The following is a 24682-nucleotide window of genomic DNA, read 5'->3' on the forward strand; positions in this document are numbered from 1 at the left end:
GATCGTTTACGAGAACGTTCGGAATTAACTTCCTGATCCGAACGCTGCAATCCGAAAGCGCATTTATTGGAATAATTGCAAATCTAGTGCGCTCGCGTTAGTCATCGCCAGCATTTTGGATCACGAGATTGTTGATAGGGCTTTAATGCGTCGCGAACGTGTGCTTATAACCGGCGGTACCGGATCGTTTGGCAAAACAATGCTGAACGATCTTCTCGGCAAGAGTGTCCCAGAGGTGAGAATCTTCAGCCGTGACGAGGAAAAGCAGGACGCGCTCCGTAACTCGCTTCGCAGCCCGAACGTTCAGTACTTCATAGGAGATATTCGCGATCGCGAAAGCTTGGACCGTGCCATGGCAGGAGTCGATTGCGTCTTTCACGCTGCGGCACTGAAGCAGGTGCCGTCCTGCGAGTTCTTCCCGATGGAGGCAGTTCGCACCAATATCTTAGGCTCCGAGAACGTGATCCGCTCAGCCGCCGCAGCAAAGGTTCGGTCGGTTGTTTGTCTGTCGACCGACAAGGCTGTCCTGCCTGTGAATGCGATGGGTATGTCGAAGGCGATGATGGAAAAGCTGGCTCAGGCCTTGGCGCGCTCTCTTGGTTCCGATGCTAACACGACCGTCTCGATGGTACGTTATGGCAATGTTATGTACTCGCGCGGTTCGGTCATTCCGCTTTTTATCAAGCAGATCAAGGCAGGGCTGCCGATTACGATCACTGAGCCAAAAATGACCCGTTTTCTCATGCCGTTGCGTGACTCGGTAGCTCTGGTTCACCACGCGTTCGATCACGCACAGCAAGGCGATCTATTTATTCGCAAGGCGGCCGCCTCGACCATATCGGATCTCGCAAGGGCACTGGTGGAGTTGTTCGGGGTGCCGGACCACCCAATCGAGTCGATCGGATGGCGGCATGCGGAAAAGCTCTATGAAACGCTCGCGACCGCTCAGGAGCTGTCCCAATCAGAAGATATGGGCGATTACTTCCGCATCCGTATGGATGAGCGCGATCTTAACTATAAGGCCTATTTCAGCGAGGGTGAGCACGAAACGATCAGTCATGACGATTATCATTCGCACAACACGGAACGACTCGATCTAAACGGAGTCAAGGAACTGCTTCTCTCTCTGCCGGAGATCCGGGCAGAACTCCAGACATGAGCCGGAAGGCAATGAAGGTGGTCGTGACAGGGGCTGGTGGGCTGATCGGTTGGCACGTAGCTGTGCGTCTGCACGCAGCCAATTGCGCGGCGCGGTTTGAGAAGCGAAATGAGCCGTTCGAGCTTGTTCGGCTGGATCATGCCTTTTTCGAAAGCGATACGTTCCTTCACGATGCCTTGAAAGGAGCTGATGCGGTGCTTCATTTCGCTGGCGTCAACCGCGCTCCTGACGAAACACTCAAGGCTGCCAATTCTGCGATCGCCAAAAGGCTGATCGACGGATGCAAAGCAGCGGGGGTGTACCCTCATATTGTCTATGCCAACTCGATACATGCGGACAGCGATACGATCTATGGCCGCTCCAAACGGCAGGCTGGCGACATTCTTTCTAGCCTCGGCGGGCCTTATACAAACATCCTGCTGCCGCACATTTTTGGTGAAGGCGCGCGCCCGCGCTACAACAACGTCACCGCCACCTTTATCGAGGCGGTCATTGAAGGCGCCCCCCCCGACATCAGCCCGCACGGGCGGGTATCTTTGCTTCATGCGGGAGCGGCCGCTCAGGCGTCAATCAACGCGGTGCTAGAACGCCGCACGGGGGATTTGCGTCCTGCCTCCCGCGATATAGCTGTGACGGAATTGTTCGAGATTTTGAGCCGTTTTCATGCCGACTACCAAACCAACGTTTATCCCAATCTCAGCGACGAGTTTGATGCGGCACTCTTCAACTCCTACCGATCTAGTCTTTATCCGCAGTTTTTCCCTCGCGCGCTCAAGTTAAACCGCGATGGTAGGGGTACGCTGTTCGAGGCCGTGAAGGGGGGCGGCGGAGGCCAGACGTTCCTCTCGACCACCGAGCCTGGCATCACGCGTGGTGATCACTTCCATCTCGACAAGGTGGAGCGATTTGTTGTCTTGCAAGGTGAAGCCGTCATTCGAATTCGCAAAGTGTTATCTGACGAAATCTGGGAGTACAGGGTCTCTGGGGAGACGCCCTCTGCAGTGGACATGCCGACCCTCCACACCCATTCCATAGAAAATGTCGGCGATCAGCCTTTAATCACCATGTTCTGGACCAACAGCCTCTTCGATCCCGCCCATCCCGATACTTATGCCGACAAGGTGCACTTATGACACGTCTGAAAGTCATGACCATTCTGGGGACACGGCCGGAAATTATCAGACTGGCGAGGGTCTTGGCCCGGCTGGAGGATTATACCGATCACAAACTGGTTCATACCGGGCAGAACTGGGACCATTCGCTCAATGACGTGTTCTTTGAGGATCTGGGACTGCGAAAACCCGATTACTTCCTGGGCACCGGCGGCGGCACCTTGGGAGAGACGCTGGGTAATATCCTGATTGAGACGGAAAAGGTGCTCGTTGCCGAACGTCCAGATGCAGTTCTGATTCTTGGCGACACGAACTCCGCGATTTCGGCTATCATTGCGCGAAGGCTGAAAATCCCCGTCTATCACATGGAGGCTGGCAATCGGTCATTTGATCGAAACGTCCCCGAGGAAACCAACCGCAAGCTTGTCGATCATGTTGCCGACTTCAATTTGGTCTACACCGAACATGCTCGGCGGCACCTTCTTTCGGAAGGCATCGAACACCGGCGCATCTATCTAACAGGCTCGCCCATGCGGGAGGTTCTGAATCAGTATCGGTATCAGATCAAAGCATCCGACGTGCTGACCCAACTCGGTCTTAGCGACCAAGGCTACTTCATTGTGTCCTTACACCGCGAAGAAAATGTCGACAGCGCCGCCCGATTAACACAACTTACCGAAGCGCTTAATCAGATTGCAGAGCGCTACGACATGCCTGTCATCGTCTCCACTCATCCCCGTACCCGCAAGAGACTGGATGCACTGGCAAACGCGATGTTCGATCCGAGAATTCGGTGGATGCAACCCTTCGGTTTCAGTGACTACAACAAGCTGCAAATGCAGTCTTTCTGTGCAATCTCGGATAGCGGTACAATCGCGGAAGAAAGTTCGATTCTCGGTTTTGCGGCAATCACACCCCGCGACGCGATCGAAAGACCAGAGGCGCTCGATGTCGGATGTATAACGCTGACCGGACTAGACGCGGCAACGATCATGAACGGAATTGAGGCATCGACCCGTTTTCTTGCTGAACGGTGTGAGAATGGCGCGTCGAAACCGGTGCCGGCTGATTACTGCATCACCAACACATCCGAAAGAGTGGTGTCACTCATTCTTGGTACCGCCAAACTTTCTAATGCCTGGGATGGGATCCGGTCCAACGACCTCCAGTAACGCATGATCGATTCACCGACAGAACGACCGCGCCTGATATTTCTCACCCAGTTCTATGATCCGGAGCCGGCTTATAAGGGGCAGGCCTTCGCCGAGGCCGTTCGAGAGATGGGCTACGACGTTGAGGTGGTCACTGGTTTCCCAAATTATCCAGGCGGCAGATTATATGATGGCTACCGGATCTGGCCGTGGCAGCGCAGCGTCGAAAACGGCATTCGCATCACGAGGCTCGCCATGTACCCGAGTCACAATGCCGGAAAAGTGGGCCGGATCGCGAATTATCTCAGCTTCTTTTGTAGCGCTTTTCTCTATCTGTGTTTCGCAGCCAGGCGAGCCAACCTTATATATGTCTATCATCCGCCCTTGACCGTAGGACTGGCGGCGGCGGCATCGCGTTGGCTGCACGGCCGACCAGTTATTGTCGACATTCACGATCTATGGCCAGATACCCTTCCCGCAACCGGTATGATTTCCAGTCCGCGAATCCTGAGGTGGATCGATCATGCGGCGAGCTGGATGTATCGAAATGTTCAATTTATCATCCTGCATACCGAAGGTTTTGGCACGAAACTGCTGGAACGCGGGGTACCACAGGAGAAAATGAAGACGATCATCGGCTGGTGTAACGAACACCGGCTGCCTGATAATCCGCCTGAAGGCATCGCCCGCCTGACAACAGCTCCTGGTCTGAAATTATTGTATGCTGGCAATCTTGGACCTGCGCAGGCGCTGGACTCCGTTCTCGGTGCGGCCGAAATATTGCAACGCAACGGACAGCCTACACTCGCGACCTTCTGTTTTCTCGGTGACGGTGTCAGCAAAGATAAGCTGGAGAAGCGGGCAGGTGAGCTGGGGCTTGAGAATGTCGTTTTCCTTCCGCGCGTCTCGGCGCGCGATGTTCCCGCGTATCTTGACGCCGCAGACGCGCTTTTGGTTCATTTGCGCGACGAGCCCCTTTTCCAAATCACGCTGCCATCAAAGACGCAGGCGTATCTATATGCCGGAAAGCCAATTATTATGGCTGTTCTGGGGGAGGCGGCTTGCCTGATCGAAAGGGCTGATGCTGGGCTTTGCATTCGCCCAGAGGATCCGGAAGCTATGGCGAAGGCCGTGAGGAGGCTCGCGCACATGAGTTCGGACGAAAGAGAGGCGATGGGAGAACGCGGCCGTGTTTATTACGAGCGCGAACTTTCCATGGAGCGAGGCCTTCGGCAATTTTCAGAGATATTTGATAGGATAACCCAGCTAAGTACATTTGATTATCGCCATGGTCGGGACTAGATCACAGCCAGAGGCCGATGATCGCAGCAATAGTGGCCATAGGCAGGATAGCTTCGAGCGAGTTGGTCTTAAAGATGCACGCCCAGCCGCTTGAGCTTACCGTTCTGGTCCTCAATCTCTTTCAGGCGCTTGTTCTTTGACAGCCATCCAGGCATAGACTTCGAGCGGTAGAACGCTGCTTCCGTGACGCCTATCGTAAGCGTCGCCGTCACCCCCTTGTTTGTGGCGGCGTAGCCGGCGAGTTTCCGTGCCTTTCGGACGAGTGGAGGGCTTGGAGCCATGTCGATGTCATATGCTGATGCTGGCACGAAGCCAGTTCGACGGTTCGAGGTCTTCACAGGCGCGGGTCGACGACGAGACTGGAGCGACGAAGAGAAGGTGGCGATTGTCGCGGAGAGCTATTCCGGCCTGGAGAGCGTCTGCGCCGTTGCTCGGCGCCATGGGCTGGAGCTACTCGCAACTCTTCACTTGGCGGCGCAAATTGCGAGAGACGGCTCTTGCGAAGTTGGATGCAACCCCGACTGAACCGGCGTTCGTACCGGCGGTCATCGAGAAGAAGGCTCGCGCGAAGCGGAAGCGGTCACGCTCGTCCGGCAAGACGATCCCCGCGGTTGAACTGGAGATCGACGGGGTCTCGGTGAAGATCGCCAAGGGGACCGACGCCAGAACGAATGCGGCGGTGATCGATGCGTTGAAGGGTAGCGCGTGATCGGTCCGAGTGGCGCCGTCCGCGTCATGGTGGCGACGAAGCCTGTCGACTTCCGCAACGGGGCCGAAGGTCTCGCCGCGCTGGTGCGCGAGAAGATTGCGGCCGACCCGTTCGGCGGAACGGTCTACGTCTTCCGGGCCAAAGGCGCCGATCGGATCAAGCTGATCTTCTGGGACGGCACCGGGCTGGTTCTTATTGCAAAGCAACTCGAGGACGGCGGTTTCAAGTGGCCGGCGATCACGGACGGCGTCATTAGGCTGACGGCCGCGCAGGTCTCCACCGCTATCGAAGCCCTTCCCGACGATCCCGGCACGCTGAAGGTGATGCTGATCGCAGAGCGTGTGCGGTCCGAGCGGCTTGCCCAGATCATCAGGGAATTGCAGCGTCATTGACGTGACCCCCAGCTTGCCTCCAGCTGGGATTAGAGCCGGGCCTTTGTTTTGCGCATCAGCGCGGCTGAAGCAATGGGCTGCGTAGCGGAGCCCGTAGGGCGTAGCGAAGCAGGCCATTGCTGATCGAGTTCGGCGGCGAATGCCGCCGGTGTTGCGTAGCCGAGAGAGGAGTGTGGACGCTCCCGGTTGTAGTCTTCAACCCAAGCTGCGATCTCGACCCGCGCGTGTGCCATGCTGAGGAACAGGGTCTCGTTGAGGAGTTCGTCGCGCATGCGGCCGTTGAAACTCTCGACATAGCCATTCTGCATCGGCCTTCCGGGAGCGATGTAATGCCACTCGACGCCGATCTCGCCGCACCATGCGAGCACCCAGGTGCTGGTCTCCAAATACGCCGATCACCTGCCGCTTCATCTTCAGGCGCAGATCTATGCCCGTCAAGGCGTCCGTCTCGACCGATCGACGCTCGCAGACTGGGCGGGACGAGCGGTCTTACTGCTCCGACCGGTCCACGAGCGGCTGCTCGGTCACCTTAAGGCGTCGACCAAGTCATTGGCTGACGAAACGACTGCGCCGGTTCTCGATCCCGGACGTGGCCGCACCAAGACCGGCCAGCTCTTCGACTATGCCCGCGACGATCGTCCCTTCAGCGGCGATGATCCGCCGGCGGTCGCCTATGTCTATGCACCGGACCGAACGGCGTTGCGCTCCGCCGAGCATCTGCAGGGCTTTAACGGTGTCCTTCAGGTCTACGGCTATGGCGGCTACAAGGTACTCGCCGAGAAGGGACAAATGCATCTTGCCTTCTGTTGGGCGCATGTCCGTCTGCGATTCTATGAACTCACCTCCAATGGACCTGCGCCGATCGCGACGGAGGCGTTGAAGTGCATCGCCGCTCTCTATCAGGTCGAGACCACCATCCGCGGCCGGTCTCATGACGAGCGTCGGAAAGTTCGGCAGGTGACGAGCCGTCTACTTCTCGACGCGCTCGAAGCCTTCCTGCGCGAGAAGCTCGCCCCGATCAGCCAGAAGACGAAGCTCGCCGAGGCGATACGCTATGCCCTGTCGCGATGGGAGGGACTTTGCCGGTTCGCCGGTGACGGAACGATCGAGATCGACAGCGACACCGTCGAGCGCTCGATCCGCCCGCTGGCGCTGACGCGCAAAGATGCGCTATTCGCGGGCTACGACGGTGGCGCCCGGCACTGGGCCGTGATCGCCTCGCTCATCGAGACCTGCAAGCTGAACGACATCGATCCGTACGTCTATCTCAGCGCCGTCATCACCCTCATCGTCGATGGCCATCCCAACAGCGAGATCGACGACCTCATGCCGTGGACCTTCAAGCCCGAAGCCGATCTCGCCGCCGTGGCGTGAGGACGACGCTTCCCGCCTATCTGTCAGCTAACCCGCCAACCGTAGCGCCGGCATCAGGGTCTCTTAGCGCAAAGGCGATCTGCTCGTTTGAATATCTTTTCTTAGGCATGTTCGGCACTCATCTCGTCGGAGGATGATGCCCGAAGAGTCACATTCAAAAATGGAACAGTTTGTTGGGTCAGGAGCCAACGATTAAGCTTTCGGGCTAAAGTCTTTCGCTGCGCGAAACTCAGCGCGCTCGTCAAGATTGCTGCGACCGGACCGACGGACGAGTTTTTCTGCCTCCGCCTGGGGGAGGGCGACCGAGATAGATTTGGCGAGACCGGTCCGTCGCTTGCCATAGCTGACTGTGGCAGTGCGGTCCGAAGCGTGACCGGCGAGCACGGCGACGGCGACTGCCGACATGGATTGCTTGGCGGTCGCGATACAGGCATGCCGCGTGGTGTAGAGAGAGATTCTGCGGATCTTGAGCGCATGGCAGGCACTGGCGATCCGTCTTGCGATCCGGTCCCAAACGTTCTTCCACGATCTCGATTGCGAGCGGTATATCTGCAGTCGATCGATCAGACTTTGAACCATCGAACAAAACGACGGCTCTTTCCTGTTGATCCCCGCCAAGTTGAGGCGACGGACGTCGGCTAAACCCCTTCCGTTGGTGCGCTTTGCACATCGTACGACCAGCATCGTCCCTTCAATCGACGCGGTTTGCCATTCAATTGGGCGTAGGCCGAGATACGTATTGATGACCATGAATCGTGCAGCGATCAGACCGTCCTTTCCACCGGTCAGAAGTCGGCCGCTGACCTTGACGATTTCCTCCCACCTCACCGACTTGCGCTTACGGCTTGCGGTGCGCTTGGGGCCATCCTTTTTCGGGGCCGGTGTCTCGATCCGCAACGATCCGACGTTTCTATCGCGTTGCTCCTGCGAGATCGCGGCCTTGTAGGTTCGGATGGTCGACGCTCTCCAAACTCCATGCTGTCCCGCGAACCACGCCGCGACATCATACAGGCTGGGCGCGTCTGTTCCTTCCCTTTTGGCGACGGTCGCTGCCAGCCGTCGGTAGCGTTCCCGATAGTAATCTTCGGTTTGGCTTGTCCGCGTCGGTTGGTCCGGTCCAAACATATCGATCTCCCCTTGTTACTCGACTACTTCTCAGGACGTTACTCGACAACAATCCTGCCCCGTTACTCGATCGGGGTCGGCGGCTGTTCGCGGCGCCCCTTCACCGGCCGAAGGAACCCGTCTTTACGGGCAGCGGCTGGACCTGCAACCTCACATGGAGGATCGGGAAACGCCGGCCAATCGGCTCAGTGGAGCATCCTCAATTCGTGCCCCACAAGCCGATCGATTCCTATTCCATGAAACGCCGTCAGGCCGTCGCCCGATCAGACGATCCGTCTCTTCGAACCTCCAGATCAGTTCCAATGCGCATACCGACACGCCCGCATCTCACCTTGATACGGACCGGAATGGCGCGACCGGGATCTGACGCTTTCTCGATGACGGGCGGTCATGTCGACCGCTCCCACGGACGCTTCGATTTCTCGGTCACCCATGGCAACAACGATATTGGCTGCGGGCTGAGGTGACCGGTCACGACGGGTATGCGTTCGATGACCGCCGACAGACGCTGCAGACTGGCCCGCTGCGTATATCGACCCGCGGTCTCGCCACTCGCCGCCCGTCCCGCGATCTCGTCGATCAGCATCTGATCGACGCCGAGTTCCTTCAGCGCGGTGGCGTTTCCGTGCCGCAGCGCGTGGATGAACCTCTGCCATGCTTCGAGGTTTCGGTTCGCGAGTGCCGCTTTCGCCTGCCCTACGAAATCCTTGTAGAACCGATCGCCGGGATCGAACCCGGGCCGCGGCAGGGCAGGGTAGAGTTCCGGGAACAGCTTCGTCGATCCGGTCGCGCGAACGGCGTCGGCGTAAGACCAGATCCCGAGACGCGCGATCTCCGAATGCAGCGGGAGGATGCGGATCGAATTTTCGTTTTTGAGGCGTCGACCGGCATTGGGCCGGATCTTGATCGCGAGACCGCCATCCCATTGCACCAGGTCGTCGACGTCGAGGCCGCATACTTCGCCGCGGCGAACTCCGAGATAGTAGATCATCTGCGGGACGTAAAAGAGTGAGCCGTGGAAGATACGTGATCCAGTCGACCACAATTGCCCCGGCGATGCGCATCCGGTGAAGGGCGGGAGTTCGAAAACCGGACCGACCCGGTCCGATCCCGGCTTCGGGCTTCCGGCCCGCGCCTCGCGGCCCTTCTTCTTCTTGGGGCGCAAGGACTTCCAGTTCCGTGGCGGAACGATAAAGCCCTGGCCTTCGAGATAGCCGAGAAACTGCTCGATCGAACCGATGTGCTTGCGGATGGTCTGGCCGGAGAGCCCAACCGGGGGAAGCGGCTTTCCCGCTTCCTCCGCTTCACGGACCTGCCGCCGGGTTTCCATGCGAAGTTCCGTGGCGGACAACGTTCTGAGACGCGCACTGCGTCCGTAATTGGTGAGGATCTCGTCGAAGAGGTTCCGGAAGGCGCCCAGGGTCTGTTGGCGAACTTCGGACAATCTTTTCAGCCCCTCGGCCGTCATGGTTTCGGCGAAGAACGTCACGGCGACTCCGATATCGCGTTTGGTGGCGTCCTCGATGTCCTTGCGGCCTTTGAGATATCGGCCGACCCACTCCTCCATGTCCGCGACCTCCAGATCCGAACGCTGGTCGCTCTGGCTCTCGACGGCAGGATGCGTCGGAACGTCGGAGGTGGGGACGGATGTCTCCTTTTGCGCGTCGTCGATGTCGGCGCCGTCAAACCAGGCCAGATCCGGATAAGCCGATCGGGTGGAGAGCAGTTGCGTCGCCCGCGCATCCATCACCGCGCTCTGGGCTGCTTCGAGCGCCATCGTGCCAACGGGCAGGTTTTGGCTGCGAAGCAGCGCGCGGGTTTCTTCGCGGCCACCGGAACTCAAAGCGCAGGCTCGTTCGGCCTCATAGGTCGAGACGATCCACGGATGGCGGTCGGGCTGCACCCCGGATGCCTGCAGATAGGCAAGCCCGGGACACGGACCTTCGAAGGTCAGCCGGCGGTGCGCGCCGAACAGTGCGATGAGCTTGTAGGCGTGTCCGACCTCCGCGTCGATGAGGGCTTCGCTCTCCGAGCCGAAGCCGCAATGCCTTGCCCCGAGCCTGAGCGTCGCGTGCCGCGCTTCCATGTCGGCGATCTCGGCCTTGAAGATCGTCTGCATCTGTTCGGCGTTCAGCGTCATCGTCTCGTCCTGCCTCATCGCGTGGAGCAGCCTGTTCAAATCGAGGGCGATGATCTCCACCGCGGCAAGATCGCTGATTCTGATGGGCAGGGTAAAGTGCTGCCGGCCTGCCGCCGTTTGCGCGGCGGCGCGCCGCGGGATGCGGGCGCGCCAGTAATGGCGTCGTCCGCGCCGCGTGAGATTCGGCACGAGATGTCGCTGGGGCTAGTCGCGTCTCCACCACCGGCCGGGCACCCGGTGTGTACAGTTTTGTGGCACAAAACGGGACGGATGGCGCCCGGCGCGCATCGGCGGCGAAGCGAAACGATTGAGAATCAATGACTTGATGGGTGTCTGGCTGGGGAACCTGGATTCGAACCAGGACTAACGGAGTCAGAGTCCGCGGGTCTACCGTTAACCTATTCCCCATCGCCGTGTCCGCTGCGGCGCAAGCGCTCGTCTGTCGGCGGAACGATGCTGGCTATCTAATGATCGGGCCTGTCTTGTCAACCCTTGCCGGATCACCGTGTCACCGCTTCGCTTTCCAACGTCCGGCGCCTCTGTTAGAGTTCCGCCAACGCAATATTGGCGCGCGCGCTGTCTGCAGGACAGCTGCAGCGCGAAGGGAAATGTAACTGTGAAGAACCCCGAAGGCGGCAAGAAGCCGCCAGAGCGGAGGGGCGACGGGGATTCCGACGGCCGCCATGACGGGCCGCAGACGCCTTCGTCGCGCAGGGGACGCCGCCGCCACCGCTCGCGGGGCAAGCGCGGCAAAAACCCGCAGGGAGAGGCGAACGCCGTTTCGCCGCCCGCCCCGCAATCCGCTGCCGACACGAAGATGGAAGCGTCGCCCGTCGGCGACGCTTCGAACGGGGATCGCCCGCCGCGCAAACGCCGTTCGCGCCGCAGACGGCGGCATAAGAACGTGTTCGCCAAGGATCGGAGTGGTGCGGCCGCAACCTCTTCGCCGCAAAGCCATGAGCACCAGGATGCGAACGCATCCACAGTTCAGGCGGACCCTGGCGATTCACGGCGAACAGAATCCGTTTTGAACGAGCCCGCAGGCCGCGACGGCCACAGCCCTGCAAACCGCGACTCTGCAAAGCTGCCGCAGGTGAGCGAATCGGCAGAGAAGCCGCCACGTCGGTGGCGCAACCGGCCGATGCGGCGTGAAGGCCATGCGCCGCTTTATGCTGCGCTCGACCTCGGAACCAACAATTGCCGTCTTCTCATGGCTGCGCCGACCCGGCCCGGCCAGTTCCGTGTGGTGGACGCTTTTTCGCGGATCGTTCGCCTTGGCGAGGGGCTCGGCCGGACCGGCCGGCTCTCCGATGAGGCCATGGACCGCGCTGTCGATGCCCTTCACGTCTGCGCCGGCAAGCTGATGGCGCGCAAGACGCGCGGCTATCGCCTCATCGCCACCGAGGCATGCCGCTCCGCCGAGAATGGCGAAGCCTTTATCCAACGGGTTCGCGACGAGACCGGCCTTGCGCTGGAGATTGTCAATCGCGAAACCGAAGCCCGTCTTGCCGTTGCCGGCTGTTCTTCGCTGGTCGAGCGAAACACGCGCGGCGTCGTCCTGTTCGATATTGGCGGCGGCTCCTCCGAGATCGCTCTGATCGACATTCCGGATGGCGATCCAAGGCGACTGTCGGAGAAGATCGTCTCCTGGACGTCTCTGCCGATCGGCGTGGTGACACTTGCGGAGCATTTTGGCGGTCGCGATGTCACGCCGGATATCTTCGAGGCGATGGTTCGCCATGTCTACGAGATGATCGGCCGGTTCGAAGGGCGCGAGCGTCTGGCTCACCTGCTCGAAAATCCTGCCTTCCACCTTCTCGGCACCTCCGGAACGGTCACGACGCTGGCCGGGGTCTTTCTTGATCTCGACCGTTATGACCGGCGCCGGGTCGACGGTATCTGGATGAGCAGCGAACAGGTTTCGGCAATGACGGAGCGCCTGCTTGGCTGGAGTTTCGACGAGCGCGTCGGCAATCCCTGCATCGGCGCGGACCGGGCCGACCTCGTCCTCGCCGGCTGCGCAATTCTCGAAGCGATCCGCAGAACCTGGCCCTCGGAGCGTCTTCGTGTCGCCGATCGCGGCTTGCGTGAGGGAATATTGATGGAATTGATGACGGGCGATAATGCCTGGCGGCGCGGACGCCGTAAGGGAGCGCAGCAATGAAGAGTCGTGGCAAGTCAAAAGGGCCGGCGCCGCGCGCGCTCAAGGTGAAGGTCAAGAAAAAGGGCGTGAAGAATTCATCGCGCCGCTGGATCGAACGCCAGCTCTCAGATCCTTACGTGCATAAGGCAAAGGCAGAGGGCTATCGATCTCGCGCGGCCTACAAGCTGATCGAGATGGATGAGCGCTACAATCTGCTCAAGCGCGGTCAGAAAATCATCGATCTTGGTGCCGCGCCGGGCGGTTGGTGTCAGGTCGCAGTCCAGAAGGTGGGCTCGACCTACGAGGCGCCGGCCGTGGTCGGGATCGACTATCTGCCGATGGACTCCATCCCGGGGACAACCATCCTGGAGATGGATTTTCTGGATGACGACGCGCCAGACCGTCTGATCGATGCGCTGGGCGGAGAGCCGGATATCGTGCTGTCCGACATGGCTGCGCCAACGACCGGCCACCGCAAGACGGACCACATCCGCACCATGCATTTGTGCGAGGTGGCGGCCGACTTCGCGCTCAAGGTTCTGAAACCCGGCGGGCATTTCCTGTCGAAGACGTTCCAGGGCGGAACGGAGGCGGATCTTCTGGGCATGCTGAAACGCAACTTCCAGAGCGTTCACCACGTCAAGCCGCCGGCGAGCCGCGAGGAGAGCGTCGAGCTTTACCTTCTGGCGAAAGGCTTCAAGGGGCGGCAGGAGAACAACGCTCAGGATGAGCGCGACTGATCATCGTTCGGGGCATCTCTGCCGCTGCTCGTCGCGACGGCCGGGCCGGGTCTCGTATTGCCGTCATCCCGCCCGACATGAAGATATTTACGATGGCCGGAGACGGCCGCGCCCGTTGACTTCGGCAGCAGCAGGAAAGGTATCGCGGCCGCGATCGATAGGCCTCCGATCGTCAGGAAGGCAATCAGGAAGCTGGTCTGGGTGACGATGCCGTCCGCACCGGTCGACAGTTCGAGGATCGCGCCGCCGAGCGCAACGCCCAGTGCAATGGATACCTGCTGGAGAACCGATGTCGTCGCGGTGGCAGGTGCTGCGCGAGCCGAATCGATATCCGCGAAGATCAGCGCATTGCCGGCGGTAAAGAAAAGCGAGCGAAAGATGCCGCCGACCAGAAGGGTAAAGAGGATGACGGGCACCGGTGTCGTTTCCGTAAAAAAGCCTGCGATTGCGATCAGCGCTCCACCGACGACCGCCGTTACCGAGAGCGCACCCCGAAAACCTGTTCGCCGAAGAATGGCGGGCGCCACGAACTTCACCATAAGCGCGCCGACCGCGCCCATGAAGGTGATGAGCCCCGACTGGAAGGGCGTATAGCCGAAGACGAGCTGCAGCAGCAGCGGCATCAGGAATGGAACAGCCCCGGACCCCACGCGGAAGAGGCTCATGCCGAGGACGGATGAGCGATAGGATCGGATCGCAAAGAGCGACAGATCGAGGAGAGGTGCTGGCGCGGCCAGAGCGTGACGAATGTAGAGGAGCGCGGCCACCAATCCGGCGAGAACCGCCGCGATTCCGTAAAGCGGAGGCAGCGCAGGCAGGGAGATCACCGAAAGGCCGAAAATGACGCCGGAGGCCGCGAGTGCGGCGAAGGCAAAACCGGTCCTGTCGATCGGTTTTCGGTCTTCGCTGCGCATGTCGGGCACGAAAATTCCCGCCAGAAGAATGCCGGCAAGGCCGATCGGCAGATTGATCAGGAAGATCCAGTGCCAGGAGAAATAGGTGGTGATGAAGCCACCGAGGGGCGGGCCGAGAAACGGTCCGATCAGGGCCGGGATGGTCAGCAATGCCATGGCGTCGACCAGTCTGTCTTTTGGCGTGGTACGAACGAGAATGAGACGGGCGACGGGGGTCATCATCGCGCCACCCATGCCTTGCAGAAAGCGGGCGCCGACGAACTGGCCGAGTGAACTGGAGATCGCGCAGGAGAGCGAGCCAAGGATGAACACGCCGATCGCGATGCGAAAGATGTTCCGCGAACCTATCCGGTCCGCCATCCACCCGGAAATGGGGATGAAGATAGCCAGCGAAACGAGATAGGCTGTCAGCGCCAGTTTCAGCGCAACGGGCCGCGTTCCGATATCGGTCGCGATAGCAGGCAGAGCCGTTGCGATGACGGTGGAATCGATCTGTTCCATGAACAGGGCGACGGCCAGGATGAGGGGGAGAGCGGGACGTTTCACCGCCGCCAAATGGCGCCCGTCGGGCAGGGTGTCAATGAAACGATCTGTTCGCTGGTGCAGTTCGGAGACGGCCTGTTCAAGACATTCGAGCGATCACCCGGCCCATCAGCGGTGAATAGAGCGGCGAAGCGTCTTCCTTCCGTCACGCAATAGTGTTAGCAGCCACTGCCAATCCAAAGCGCGGGCGCGGCTCCCGCTCCGAAAACAGGACTGGCACCCCATGGCACGCATCATCGACACGGCGACGGGTGAGTACGCGCTCACCTTCGACGACGTTCTTCTCATTCCTGGTCATTCAGAAGTGCTGCCGGGGCAGGTCGATACCAAGACCACGATTGCCCGTGACATAGAGCTGAACATTCCGATCCTGTCGGCGGCGATGGATACGGTCACCGAGAGCCGGCTGGCGATCGCGATGGCGCAGGCCGGCGGTATCGGCGTCATTCACCGCAATCTCGATCCCGCGATGCAGGCCGAAGAGGTCCGGCAGGTCAAGAAGTTCGAAAGCGGCATGGTGGTCAACCCCGTGACCATCGGCCCGGATGCCAAACTTTCCGATGCCCTCTCGCTCATGCAGGCCAGCAACATTTCCGGTATTCCCGTCGTGGAGAATGGCGGCACGGGCGGGCAGACAACCGGCAAGCTGATCGGCATCCTGACGAACCGTGATGTGCGTTTCGCGGATAATCCGGATCAGCGGATCCGCGAGTTGATGACGAAGGAAAATCTCGTCACGGTTTCCGATGGCGTCACGCAGGAAGAGGCCAAGCGGCTTCTGCATTCTCATCGCATCGAAAAGCTGCTGGTTGTCGACGATGAGGGTCAGTGCATCGGCCTGATCACCGTCAAGGATATCGAGAAGAGCCAACTCAACCCGAATGCCGCAAAGGACAATCAGGGCCGGCTTCGCGCTGCCGCTGCAACCAGTGTCGGCGATGACGGCTTCGAACGTGCCGAGCGTCTGATCGATGCGGGCGTCGATCTTCTCGTGATCGACACCGCCCACGGCCACAGCCAGCGCGTGCTGGATATGGTCTCGCAGGTCAAGAAACTATCCAATGCGGTTCGGATCTGCGCAGGCAATGTTGCGACCGCCGATGCGACACAGGCCCTCATCGACGCGGGAGCGGATTGCGTGAAGGTCGGTATCGGCCCGGGATCGATCTGTACGACGCGCGTCGTCGCCGGCGTGGGCGTGCCGCAGCTCGCGGCCATCATGGGCGCTGTCGAGCGGGCCGATTCGCAGGGGGTGAGCGTGATTGCCGATGGCGGCGTGAAGTTTTCCGGCGATCTTGCCAAGGCTCTCGCGGCAGGAGCGAAAGCGGCGATGGTGGGTAGCCTTTTGGCCGGAACGGAAGAGAGCCCGGGCGAAGTGTACCTCTATCAAGGCCGTTCCTACAAAGCCTATCGCGGCATGGGGTCTGTCGGCGCGATGGCGCGCGGCTCGGCCGACCGCTATTTCCAGGCCGAGGTTCGCGATACGCTAAAGCTGGTGCCGGAAGGCATCGAGGGGCAGGTGGCGTACAAGGGACCTGTCGGCAGCGTCCTTCATCAGCTTGCCGGCGGCTTGCGTGCGGCCATGGGATATGTCGGTGCTGGAGACCTTCACTCCTTCCGCGAAAAAGCGCAGTTCATCCGGATCACCGGTTCGGGTCTTCGTGAAAGCCATGCGCATGATGTGACGATCACGCGCGAAAGCCCGAATTATCCCTCCACAGGCGGCTGACGATTCAGCTGAGAGACGCTAACCTCGCCTCTGCCGGTCTGAGGTTCTGACCGGAATCAAGGGGCAAGCTATGATTGAAAATCCAACCGGCACGGCGATCTTCTGGCCGATGATCGCGCATGTGCTGATCGTTTATATCGTCTATTTTCTGATGAGCGCGCGGCGTATCCGCGCGGTACAGGACGGGCGGGTGGCGGTCCAGCAATATAAGATGAATCGCTACGGTGACGAGCCGGAAGAGGCTTTTATCACCCGCGCCAATATCGCCAACCAGTTCGAACTGCCGGTTCTCTTCCACGTCGTCTGCCTGGCACTTTATGTGACCGGCGCGGTCGGCATCCTTGCGGTGACGATAGGATGGCTCTTCGTCCTGGCGCGCGCCGCGCATGCCGTCGTTCATTTGACGATCAACAGGGTCGTCCTGCGGCGTCGCGCTTTCATCGGCAGCTTTCTGGCAACGGGCCTGTTATGGCTCCTGCTGGCGCTGCAGTTGGTTGGCATCGATTCCTATTGATGCGCCGACGCCCCGCTATGGGCGGGGCGTCGGCTTGCAGTTCGCTTAACTCAAGCGGGGGTTAGCTTGACAAGGCGCCCGCCCGCCTCGTCTTCCAGTACCCAGATCGCGCCGTCGGGGCCTTGCTCAACTTCACGGATGCGTTTTCCCCATTCGAAGCGCTCGGCTTCCTGCGCGGTCTCGCCGTCCAGATCGACCTGGATGAGCGCTTTGGAAGAAAGGCCGCCAATCAGTGCGTCGCCTTGCCAGTCGGAAAACACGTCACCCGAATATATGACGAGGCCTGCTGGCGAGATCACCGGATTCCAGTACGCTTTCGGCTTGGTAAAGCCGTCATCGGCGGAGTGATCCGTGATCGGTACGCCGGAATAATTGTCGCCGTATGAACGCTGTGGCCAGCCGTAATTGTTGCCCGGCTCGATGAGGTTCAATTCGTCGCCGCCGCGCGGGCCCATCTCGTGCGCCCAGAGCCGGTTTTCACCGTCGAACGCGATGCCCAGCATATTGCGGTGACCCGTCGTCCAGAACTCGTCGGCAACGGCTTCGCCGCCTTCTTCAGCGAAGGGGTTTCCTTCCGGGAGCGATCCGTCATCGTTCAGCCGCAGAATTTTTCCGAGATTGACGTCCTTGTCCTGCGCGGGTGTCTGCTTCTGCCGCTCGCCGGAGGTCAGGAACAGATAGCCTTCCTGGTCACTGCCCTTCGGCCCGAAGGCGATTCGGTGCGAGAAGTGACCGCTACCCGGCACATGCGGCTGCTGCGTCCATATCTTTTCTATGTCCGTCAGCTTCGGCGTGTCGCCGGAGAGATCGAGTTTGGCCCGTGAGACGGCAGCCCCTTTCGTCGCACCATCATCGAGACTCTCCACATAGGAGAGATAGATGAGATTGTTCTGCTCAAAATCGGGATGCAGGACGACATCGCCAAGTCCGCCCTGGCCACCATAGGCGACCTCCCACATTCCTTGAATTTCAGTCTTCTCGCCATCCTGCGTAACATGGAAGAGCGTGCCGGGTTTCGTGGTCACAAGAGCCGTTCCGTCGGGAAGGAACGTCATCGCCCAAGGCTCATCGAAGTCTGTGACGGCTTCGGCCGCCAGAGCGGTTCCTTCCGTGCCTGTCACGGAAAAGCTGTCGTCCTGTGCGGAAGCTGGCAGTGCGATCAGCGTCGAAAGCGCGAGGCTACTGAGAATGGTCTGTGCGGTCATGGCATGGTCCTCGTCATGTTCATCGGATCAGGGATTGAACACCTCGCACGATTGTCCGTTCCGCCGGACTGCAACTTTAAGCGGTTATGCTGGAGGGGACACTGGAAGATTGGGCAACGGCCGTGCGGCGATGTGGTCGGCGAGACGTTCCGCATCCTGCCCGCGACCACTGCCCGTGCGCCAAATTAGTCCGATCGTACGTTCCGGCTGGGGCTCGTCGAAGGGTGCGATCCGGAGATTGGGATTGGCCGCCTCGGTCGCGACCGCCATCTCCGGCAGCAATGTCACCCCTAGGCCGCACGCAACCATCTGCAGAAGCGTGGCGATTGATGTCGCTTCCAGATCGGCTGCGCGATGGCCGGGATCGGTAGAACACACGTCGAGTGCTTGATCGCGCAGACAATGGCCTTCAGCCAGAAGGAGCAGGCGTTCCGGCTCCAATGCGGTCGGGTGACGCGGTAAATCGACGGCATTGCCGTCCGATGCGCAACTGGCCAGGAGAAAGCGGTCCCTGATGACGGCTCGGGATCGAAACGGTCCGTCCGGAAAGGGCAGGGCGGCAATGGCCATATCGACCTTACCCTGTTCGAGATCGTTTCGAAGCACAGGTGTCGTCGCTTCCTTGAGGCGCAGTTCCAGATCGGGATGCTGGTCGGCGAGAAGCGGCAGGAGCGAAGGAAGAAGATAGGGCGCCACCGTCGGGATGACGCCGAGTCGCAGCGCTCCGGTCAGAGGGGATCGACCTCTTTGGCCGATCTCCTCGATACGACCGGCGGTTTCTAGAATCATCTGCGCCAAGGGAAGGATCGACTCGCCGAACGGGGTCAGGCTTGCCCGTCCCCTCCTGCGCTCGAACAGGCGACCGCCCAGATTGGCCTCCATCTGCGCAATCTGTGTCGAAAGCGCGGGTTGGGTGACGTGGACCTGATCGGCCGCATGGCCGAAGTGGCCGGTCTGCGCGAGAGCGACGAGGTAACTGCACTGTCGAAGCGTAAAATTCATAACGTCAAATTATCGTAGAGAGCAGGAAATTCAATTTCCAATTATTTTAGTGCACCCCATATCGTCCCCAAGCAGTCCAGTCCGACCGACGCTCGAAAGAAATGACGATTGGCGGGTCTAGGCGCGAAACAGGATCGGCTTTGGCCCGTTGATGGGTATCGCCATTACGAGATTCACAAAAAAGGGGAGTGAGGTTTATGAACGACAAGCCAAAACTCACAACGACGGCCGGTTCGCCTTGGCCGAACAATCAGGACAGCCTGAGCGCGGGAGAGCGCGGTCCGCTACTCATTCAGGATTACCAGCTGATCGAAAAGCTGGCTCACCAGAACCGGGAGCGCATTCCCGAGCGGACCGTCCATGCAAAAGGGTGGGGCGCGCATGGCAAACTCGTCATTACCGAGGATATCAGCCAGTACACGCTGGCAAAGTGCCTGCAGAAAGGTGCCGAGACGCCAATGATCGCGCGGTTCTCGACAGTGGCCGGCGAAGCTGGCGCAGCAGACCACGAGCGCGACGTCCGCGGCTTCTCGCTGAAATTCTACACCGAGGACGGCAATTGGGACATGGTCGGCAACAACACGCCGGTCTTCTTCGTCCGGGATCCGTATAAATTCCCCGACTTCATTCACACGCAGAAGCGACACCCGAAGACGAACATGCGTTCGCCGACCGCGATGTGGGACTTCTGGAGCCTGTCTCCCGAAGCCATGCATCAGGTCACGATCCTGATGAGCGACCGTGGTCTGCCCCAAAGCCCGATGCACATGAACGGATATGGCAGTCACACCTTTTCGTTCTGGAACGAGAAGGGCGAACGGTATTGGGTCAAGTTCCACTTCAAGACCCAGCAGGGTCACGACTTCTTCACCAATGAAGAAGCCGAGAAGGTCGTCGGAAAGACCCGTGAGGGCTATCAGGAGCGTCTGTTCAACGCGATCGAGGACGGCAAATATCCGCGCTGGAAATTCCAGATTCAGATCATGCCCGAGACGGATGCCGAGAAGACCGACTATAATCCGTTCGACCTCACCAAGGTCTGGCCGCACGACGAATACCCGCCAATCGATGTCGGTTATTTCGAGTTGAATCGGAATGCGGAAAACTATTTCGCCGAAATCGAAAACGCTGCGTTCTCGCCCAGCAACATCGTTCCGGGCATTTCATGGTCGCCGGATAAGATGCTGCAGGCGCGGATCTTCTCCTATGCCGATGCGCACCGCCATCGCCTTGGCACGCATTACGAGCAGATCCCGGTCAACCGGCCGAAATGCCCGGTCCATCACTACCACAAGGATGGAGAGATGAACGTCTATGGTGGTATCGCGACAGGCAATCCCAATGCCTATTACGAGCCGAACAGCTTCAACGGGCCGGTCGAGGTGCGTGAAGCACAGGAACCGCCGCTGCGCATCTCCGGCGATGCGGCCCGGTACGATCATCGGAAATATGACGACTATAAGCAGCCGCGAGCGCTCTATGCGGACGTCATGGACGATGCCGAACGGGATCGCCTGCACCAGAATATGGGCGGCGCCCTGGTTGGCGTGCCGACCGTGATCGTCGAGCGTTGGTTCGAGCACCTCAGGCAGGTTCATCCGGATTATGAAGCTGGCGTCCGCAAGGAGTGGGAAGCTGCCAGCCGCGATGCGGGATACGATCCCAACGGTCTACCGATCACCGGCGATACGCCGCATGAGGCCAACGATCAGAGCCCCCAGCAGCCGACCATCGAAGCTGCCGAGTAAGCTGGCTTCGATCTGAAAGTGAAGAAGGCCGGGGCGACATCCCCGGCCTTTGTTATGAGATCGACCATAACATGAAGTAATGAATATTATCAGAAATACCGATTGGAATTTATCATGGTGATGGGTTTCTTGACTTGGAAATCTTCTAAATGAGGGTCGTAAGAGACGGCGCAAGCCGATCCGTTGGAGATCACGATCCGACACGAAAAAGGGGAGAATGAAGATGGATGCCAAAGTCGAAGACACAGGCAAATGCCCGGTCAGTCGCGGCCCGCTCGGCGGCCGTACGAACAGGGATTGGTGGCCGAACCAGCTCAATCTCTCGGTTCTTCACCAGAACCCGCCTGCTGGCGATCCGATGGGCGGCGATTTCGATTACGCCGAAGCGTTCAAAAAGCTGGACCTGAAAGAGGTCAAGGAAGAGATCGCCAAAGTCCTGAAGGATAGCCAGGATTGGTGGCCTGCCGACTGGGGTAATTATGGGCCCTTCATGATCCGTATGGCCTGGCACAGCGCCGGCACCTACCGGACGGGCGATGGCCGTGGCGGCTCGACATCGGGTTCGCAGCGTTTTGCGCCGCTGAACAGCTGGCCGGACAACGCCAATCTCGACAAGGCCCGTCGCCTTCTCTGGCCGGTGAAGCGCAAATACGGCAAGTCGCTCTCCTGGGCCGATTTGATGATCCTCACCGGCAACGTCTCGCTGGAGATCATGGGCTTCAAGACCTTCGGCTTCGGCGGCGGTCGCGAGGATATTTATGAGCCGGAGCAGGATATCTATTGGGGGAGCGAAGAAGAATGGCTCGCCACCAGTGACAAGGCGAACAGCCGCTATGCGGAAGGCCGGGCGCTGGAAAATCCGCTCGCGGCCGTGCAGATGGGACTCATCTACGTCAATCCCGAAGGGCCGGACGGCAAGCCGGACCCCGTTGCGGCCGCGCAGGATATCCGTGAAACCTTCGGACGCATGGCGATGAACGATGAGGAGACCGTCGCCCTGATTGCCGGCGGTCACACATTCGGCAAAACCCACGGAATGGGAAGCGCCGACGATATCGACATGGAGCCGGAAGGCGCCGATGTGACCGAGCAGGGCTTCGGCTGGAAGCACAAGCACGGACTGCACGGCAACGAGACCTTCACTTCCGGTCTCGAGGTCATCTGGACGACCACCCCGACGCAGTGGGGCATGGGCTTCTTCAAGAACCTGTTCGAATATGAGTGGGAACTGACGAAGAGCCCGGCTGGCGCCCATCAGTGGAAACCGAAGAATCCCGAAGCGCAGGATACCGTCGAGGATCCGCATGTGCCGGGCAAGCGCCGCACGCCGAACATGTTGACGACAGACCTGTCGCTGCGCTTCGACCCGGCCTATGAAAAGATTTCGCGCGACTTCTACGAAAATCCCGAGAAGTTCGCCGACGCCTTTGCCCGCGCCTGGTTCAAGCTGACCCACCGCGATATGGGGCCGAAGGTTCTCTATCTTGGGCCGGAAGTGCCCGAGGAAGACCTGATCTGGCAGGACCCAGTTCCCCCGGTCGATCACGAACTGATCGACGATGCCGACATTGCGGCATTGAAGGAAAAGCTACTCTCGTCGGGTCTGTCGGTGCGCGATCTCGTCTACACGGCATGGTCATCCGCCTCGACCTTCCGCGGCTCCGACAAGCGTGGTGGTGCCAATGGCGCCCGTATCCGCCTGGCTCCGCAGAAAGACTGGGAGATCAACGAGCCGGCCGAGCTGGCCGAACGGTTGAGGGTTCTGGAAGGCGTTCAGACGTCGTTCAATGAAAGCCAGACCGGCGGCAAGAAGGTTTCGCTGGCCGATATCATCGTTCTCGGCGGTGCGGCGGCCGTCGAGAAATCGGCCAAGGATGCCGGTTTCGATGTGAGCGTTCCCTTCACGCCAGGCCGGACGGACGCCACGGAAGCGATGACCGATGCGGAATCCTTCGAGCCGATGGAGCCGCAGGCCGATGGCTTCCGCAATTACGTCGATGCGGAATACACCGTGCCGACGGAGCGACTCCTTGTCGACCGTGCGCATCTTCTGGGCCTCACGGCGCCGGAGATGACGGTTCTTCTCGGCGGTCTGCGTGTGCTCAACGGCAATTATGGTAATGAACCGCATGGCGTGTTCACCGACCGGCCAGGCACGCTGACCAACGACTTCTTCGTCAATCTGCTCGATATGGGCACGGGATGGCAGAAGTCTGAGGCGGACGAGCATGTTTACGAAGGCCGCGACCGCGCAACTGAAGAGCTGAAGTGGACGGCGAGCCGGGTCGATCTCGTCTTCGGCTCCAACTCGCAGCTTCGCGCACTGTGCGAGGTCTACGCCGCGGATGACGCAAAGGAAAAGTTCGTTCAGGACTTTATCGCGGTCTGGAACAAGGTGATGAACGCCGACCGTTTCGATCTTTCCGCCTGAGCGCACCATGCTTTGAAATAAAAGGCCGGGGCACCCCCCCCGGCCTTTTTTATGAGCAGGTCGACCACCGAGCCCGAATTTGCCTATCCAGTCAGCAAGCCCTCTTTGCGAATGGACAAACTGCCTTTATCCTCCGGCCGGTAATCGGGAGCTTGGTGCTGATGAAATTTCTTGCCGCGGCAGGATTGGCGATCGTATTTTTCACGCAGCTTGCTGCGTCCCCTCTCGCCGCGCAGGATATGCAGATCTTTCGGGTGGCAACGGCCGGACGTGCCGGCACCTATTTCCCGATCGGTGGTCTGATTTCGACCGCCATATCCAACCCTCCCGGCTCCCGGCCATGCGGAGAGGGTGGGGCTTGCGGCGTACCCGGGCTTGTCGCAACGGCACTGACATCGAATGGCTCGGTCGCCAATGTGAACGCGATCGGGTTTGGACTTGTCGAAAGCGGGTTCAGCCAATCGGATGTCGCCTATTGGGCGCAGACGGGAACCGGTGTCTTTCTGGGCAAGAAAGCTGTCGGGAACCTCCGGGCAATCGCCAGCCTCTACCCGGAAAGCCTTCATCTGGTTGCTGCGAAAGATGCCGGCATAGAAAGCGTGGGCGACCTTCAGGGAAAGCGCGTTTCACTCGATGAGCCCGGCTCGGGGACGCTGGTCGATGCACGCATCGTCCTCAGCGCTTACGAACTGGATGAACGCGATCTCGATGTGGACTACCTCACAGCCGATGAGGCGGCGCGGAAACTTGTCGAGGGAGAGCTGGACGCATTCTTCTTCGTCGGCGGTTTTCCGGCCGATGGCATAGCGAAACTGGCCGAGCGGTTTCCGGTCAAGCTGGTGCCGATCGGCGACGATCGTGCGCAGGAAGTGATCCGCCAGAATCGCTTTTTCAGTCAGCATCTCATTCCCGCTGGAACCTACGAAGGCCAGGCCGAGGACGTGCAAACGCTTTCCGTCGGCGCGCTCTGGCTGACTTCGGCCGATCAGGATGACGATCTGATACACGGCATAACCAAGGCGCTCTGGAACGATGCAAGCCGGAAATTGCTGGACGAAGGTCACGCCAAGGGACGTCTGATCCAGCAAGAGACCGCGCTCGACAATATTGCCATTCCGCTGCATCCCGGTGCGGCCAGATACTACCGCGAGGCAGGTCTGCTGAAGAAGTGATGCAGGCAGCTTCGTAGCGGCATGGTGCCGGGCGGCCTTCCATGCCATAAGCCGCGCCGATCACAAATTCGGGGTAT

The 24682-nt window shown here is 59.9% G+C and carries 18 protein-coding genes, 1 tRNA gene and 3 pseudogenes; 15 read left to right on the forward strand and 7 right to left on the reverse strand.

Annotated features, from left to right (window positions below; all coding sequences use genetic code 11):
• Positions 1-145 precede the first annotated feature (145 nt).
• The 7 genes and pseudogenes from D8780_RS03335 to tnpB form a co-directional block, all read left to right on the forward strand.
• Positions 146-1159 carry a polysaccharide biosynthesis protein gene (locus D8780_RS03335; RefSeq protein ID WP_121644352.1) on the forward strand — a complete coding sequence of 338 codons (1014 nt, stop codon included), beginning with the start codon at positions 146-148 and terminating at the stop codon, positions 1157-1159.
• Positions 1156-2292, forward strand: a complete 1137-nt coding sequence (locus D8780_RS03340) for a polysaccharide biosynthesis C-terminal domain-containing protein (protein ID WP_199699546.1) — start codon at positions 1156-1158, stop codon at positions 2290-2292. The genes D8780_RS03335 and D8780_RS03340 overlap by 4 nt, the downstream gene beginning before the upstream one ends.
• The gene (gene wecB / locus D8780_RS03345; RefSeq protein WP_121644353.1) at positions 2289-3443 is read left to right on the forward strand and encodes a non-hydrolyzing UDP-N-acetylglucosamine 2-epimerase; all 1155 of its coding nucleotides are present in this window, start codon (positions 2289-2291) and stop codon (positions 3441-3443) included. The genes D8780_RS03340 and wecB overlap by 4 nt, the downstream gene beginning before the upstream one ends.
• A 3-nt stretch (positions 3444-3446) precedes the next feature.
• On the forward strand, positions 3447-4724 hold the full coding sequence (locus tag D8780_RS03350) for a glycosyltransferase family 4 protein (RefSeq protein WP_121644354.1): 1278 nt from the start codon (positions 3447-3449) through the stop codon (positions 4722-4724).
• Between the two features lie 285 nt (positions 4725-5009).
• Positions 5010-5249: a transposase gene (locus D8780_RS15875; protein ID WP_245412373.1), complete on the forward strand. Its 240-nt coding sequence runs from the start codon at positions 5010-5012 to the stop codon at positions 5247-5249.
• Positions 5230-5433 carry a hypothetical protein gene (locus D8780_RS15880; protein WP_245412244.1) on the forward strand — a complete coding sequence of 68 codons (204 nt, stop codon included), beginning with the start codon at positions 5230-5232 and terminating at the stop codon, positions 5431-5433. Before D8780_RS15875 ends, D8780_RS15880 begins: the two co-directional genes overlap by 20 nt.
• Positions 5430-5729, forward strand: a pseudogene (gene tnpB / locus D8780_RS15990) (IS66 family insertion sequence element accessory protein TnpB); the annotation flags it as partial. The gene D8780_RS15880 and the pseudogene tnpB, both read left to right, overlap by 4 nt.
• Positions 5730-5854: 125 nt before the next feature.
• On the opposite strand, the pseudogene D8780_RS03370 reads toward tnpB, so the two are convergent.
• A pseudogene (locus tag D8780_RS03370) lies at positions 5855-6205 on the reverse strand (integrase core domain-containing protein); the annotation flags it as partial.
• Here D8780_RS03370 and tnpC point away from each other — a divergent pair.
• A pseudogene (gene tnpC, locus D8780_RS03375) lies at positions 6198-7199 on the forward strand (IS66 family transposase); the annotation flags it as partial. The pseudogenes D8780_RS03370 and tnpC overlap by 8 nt on opposite strands.
• 192 nt (positions 7200-7391) lie before the next feature.
• Here the strand turns inward: tnpC and D8780_RS03380 are convergent.
• From D8780_RS03380 to D8780_RS03390, 3 genes are all read right to left on the reverse strand, one after another.
• The gene (locus D8780_RS03380) at positions 7392-8096 is read right to left on the reverse strand and encodes a hypothetical protein (protein ID WP_147440277.1); all 705 of its coding nucleotides are present in this window, start codon (positions 8094-8096) and stop codon (positions 7392-7394) included.
• Positions 8097-8712: 616 nt separating this feature from the next.
• Positions 8713-10653, reverse strand: coding sequence for a tyrosine-type recombinase/integrase (locus D8780_RS03385; RefSeq protein ID WP_121644357.1), 1941 nt, complete (start codon positions 10651-10653; stop codon positions 8713-8715).
• A 145-nt stretch (positions 10654-10798) separates the two neighbouring features.
• Positions 10799-10872: transfer RNA gene (locus D8780_RS03390), tRNA-Gln, on the reverse strand.
• Positions 10873-11080: 208 nt separating this feature from the next.
• Here D8780_RS03390 and D8780_RS03395 point away from each other — a divergent pair.
• Positions 11081-12628, forward strand: coding sequence for a Ppx/GppA phosphatase family protein (locus D8780_RS03395; RefSeq protein WP_342633422.1), 1548 nt, complete (start codon positions 11081-11083; stop codon positions 12626-12628).
• The gene (locus D8780_RS03400; RefSeq protein ID WP_121644358.1) at positions 12625-13347 is read left to right on the forward strand and encodes an RlmE family RNA methyltransferase; all 723 of its coding nucleotides are present in this window, start codon (positions 12625-12627) and stop codon (positions 13345-13347) included. Before D8780_RS03395 ends, D8780_RS03400 begins: the two co-directional genes overlap by 4 nt.
• Here the strand turns inward: D8780_RS03400 and D8780_RS03405 are convergent.
• On the reverse strand, positions 13329-14807 hold the full coding sequence (locus tag D8780_RS03405; RefSeq protein ID WP_281004578.1) for an MFS transporter: 1479 nt from the start codon (positions 14805-14807) through the stop codon (positions 13329-13331). The genes D8780_RS03400 and D8780_RS03405 overlap by 19 nt on opposite strands.
• Positions 14808-15027: 220 nt before the next feature.
• On the opposite strand from D8780_RS03405, the gene guaB reads away from it, so the two are divergent.
• Positions 15028-16533: an IMP dehydrogenase gene (gene guaB, locus D8780_RS03410; protein ID WP_121644359.1), complete on the forward strand. Its 1506-nt coding sequence runs from the start codon at positions 15028-15030 to the stop codon at positions 16531-16533.
• Between the two features lie 70 nt (positions 16534-16603).
• Positions 16604-17047: an MAPEG family protein gene (locus tag D8780_RS03415; RefSeq protein WP_121644360.1), complete on the forward strand. Its 444-nt coding sequence runs from the start codon at positions 16604-16606 to the stop codon at positions 17045-17047.
• A gap of 50 nt (positions 17048-17097) precedes the next feature.
• Here D8780_RS03415 and D8780_RS03420 read toward each other — a convergent pair whose 3' ends face one another.
• Together D8780_RS03420 and D8780_RS03425 are read right to left on the reverse strand one after the other, a co-directional pair.
• Positions 17098-18252 (reverse strand): PQQ-dependent sugar dehydrogenase, encoded by a 1155-nt coding sequence (locus D8780_RS03420; protein WP_121644361.1) that lies wholly within the window; start codon positions 18250-18252, stop codon positions 17098-17100.
• An 84-nt stretch (positions 18253-18336) separates the two neighbouring features.
• A complete protein-coding gene (locus D8780_RS03425; RefSeq protein ID WP_121644362.1) occupies positions 18337-19254 on the reverse strand; it encodes a hydrogen peroxide-inducible genes activator in 918 nt (305 codons plus the stop codon).
• A 197-nt stretch (positions 19255-19451) separates the two neighbouring features.
• On the opposite strand from D8780_RS03425, the gene D8780_RS03430 reads away from it, so the two are divergent.
• The 3 genes from D8780_RS03430 (at position 19452) to D8780_RS03440 (ending at position 24605) form a co-directional block, all read left to right on the forward strand.
• Positions 19452-21002, forward strand: a complete 1551-nt coding sequence (locus tag D8780_RS03430; protein ID WP_121644363.1) for a catalase — start codon at positions 19452-19454, stop codon at positions 21000-21002.
• A 223-nt stretch (positions 21003-21225) separates the two neighbouring features.
• Positions 21226-23433, forward strand: a complete 2208-nt coding sequence (katG, locus tag D8780_RS03435) for a catalase/peroxidase HPI (protein WP_121646333.1) — start codon at positions 21226-21228, stop codon at positions 23431-23433.
• A gap of 161 nt (positions 23434-23594) precedes the next feature.
• Positions 23595-24605, forward strand: a complete 1011-nt coding sequence (locus D8780_RS03440; RefSeq protein ID WP_121644364.1) for a TAXI family TRAP transporter solute-binding subunit — start codon at positions 23595-23597, stop codon at positions 24603-24605.
• The last annotated feature ends 77 nt before the right edge of the window (positions 24606-24682 follow it).

It is taken from the genome of Notoacmeibacter ruber (assembly GCF_003668555.1).
GTDB classification, from domain to species: Bacteria; Pseudomonadota; Alphaproteobacteria; order Rhizobiales; family Rhizobiaceae; genus Notoacmeibacter; species Notoacmeibacter ruber.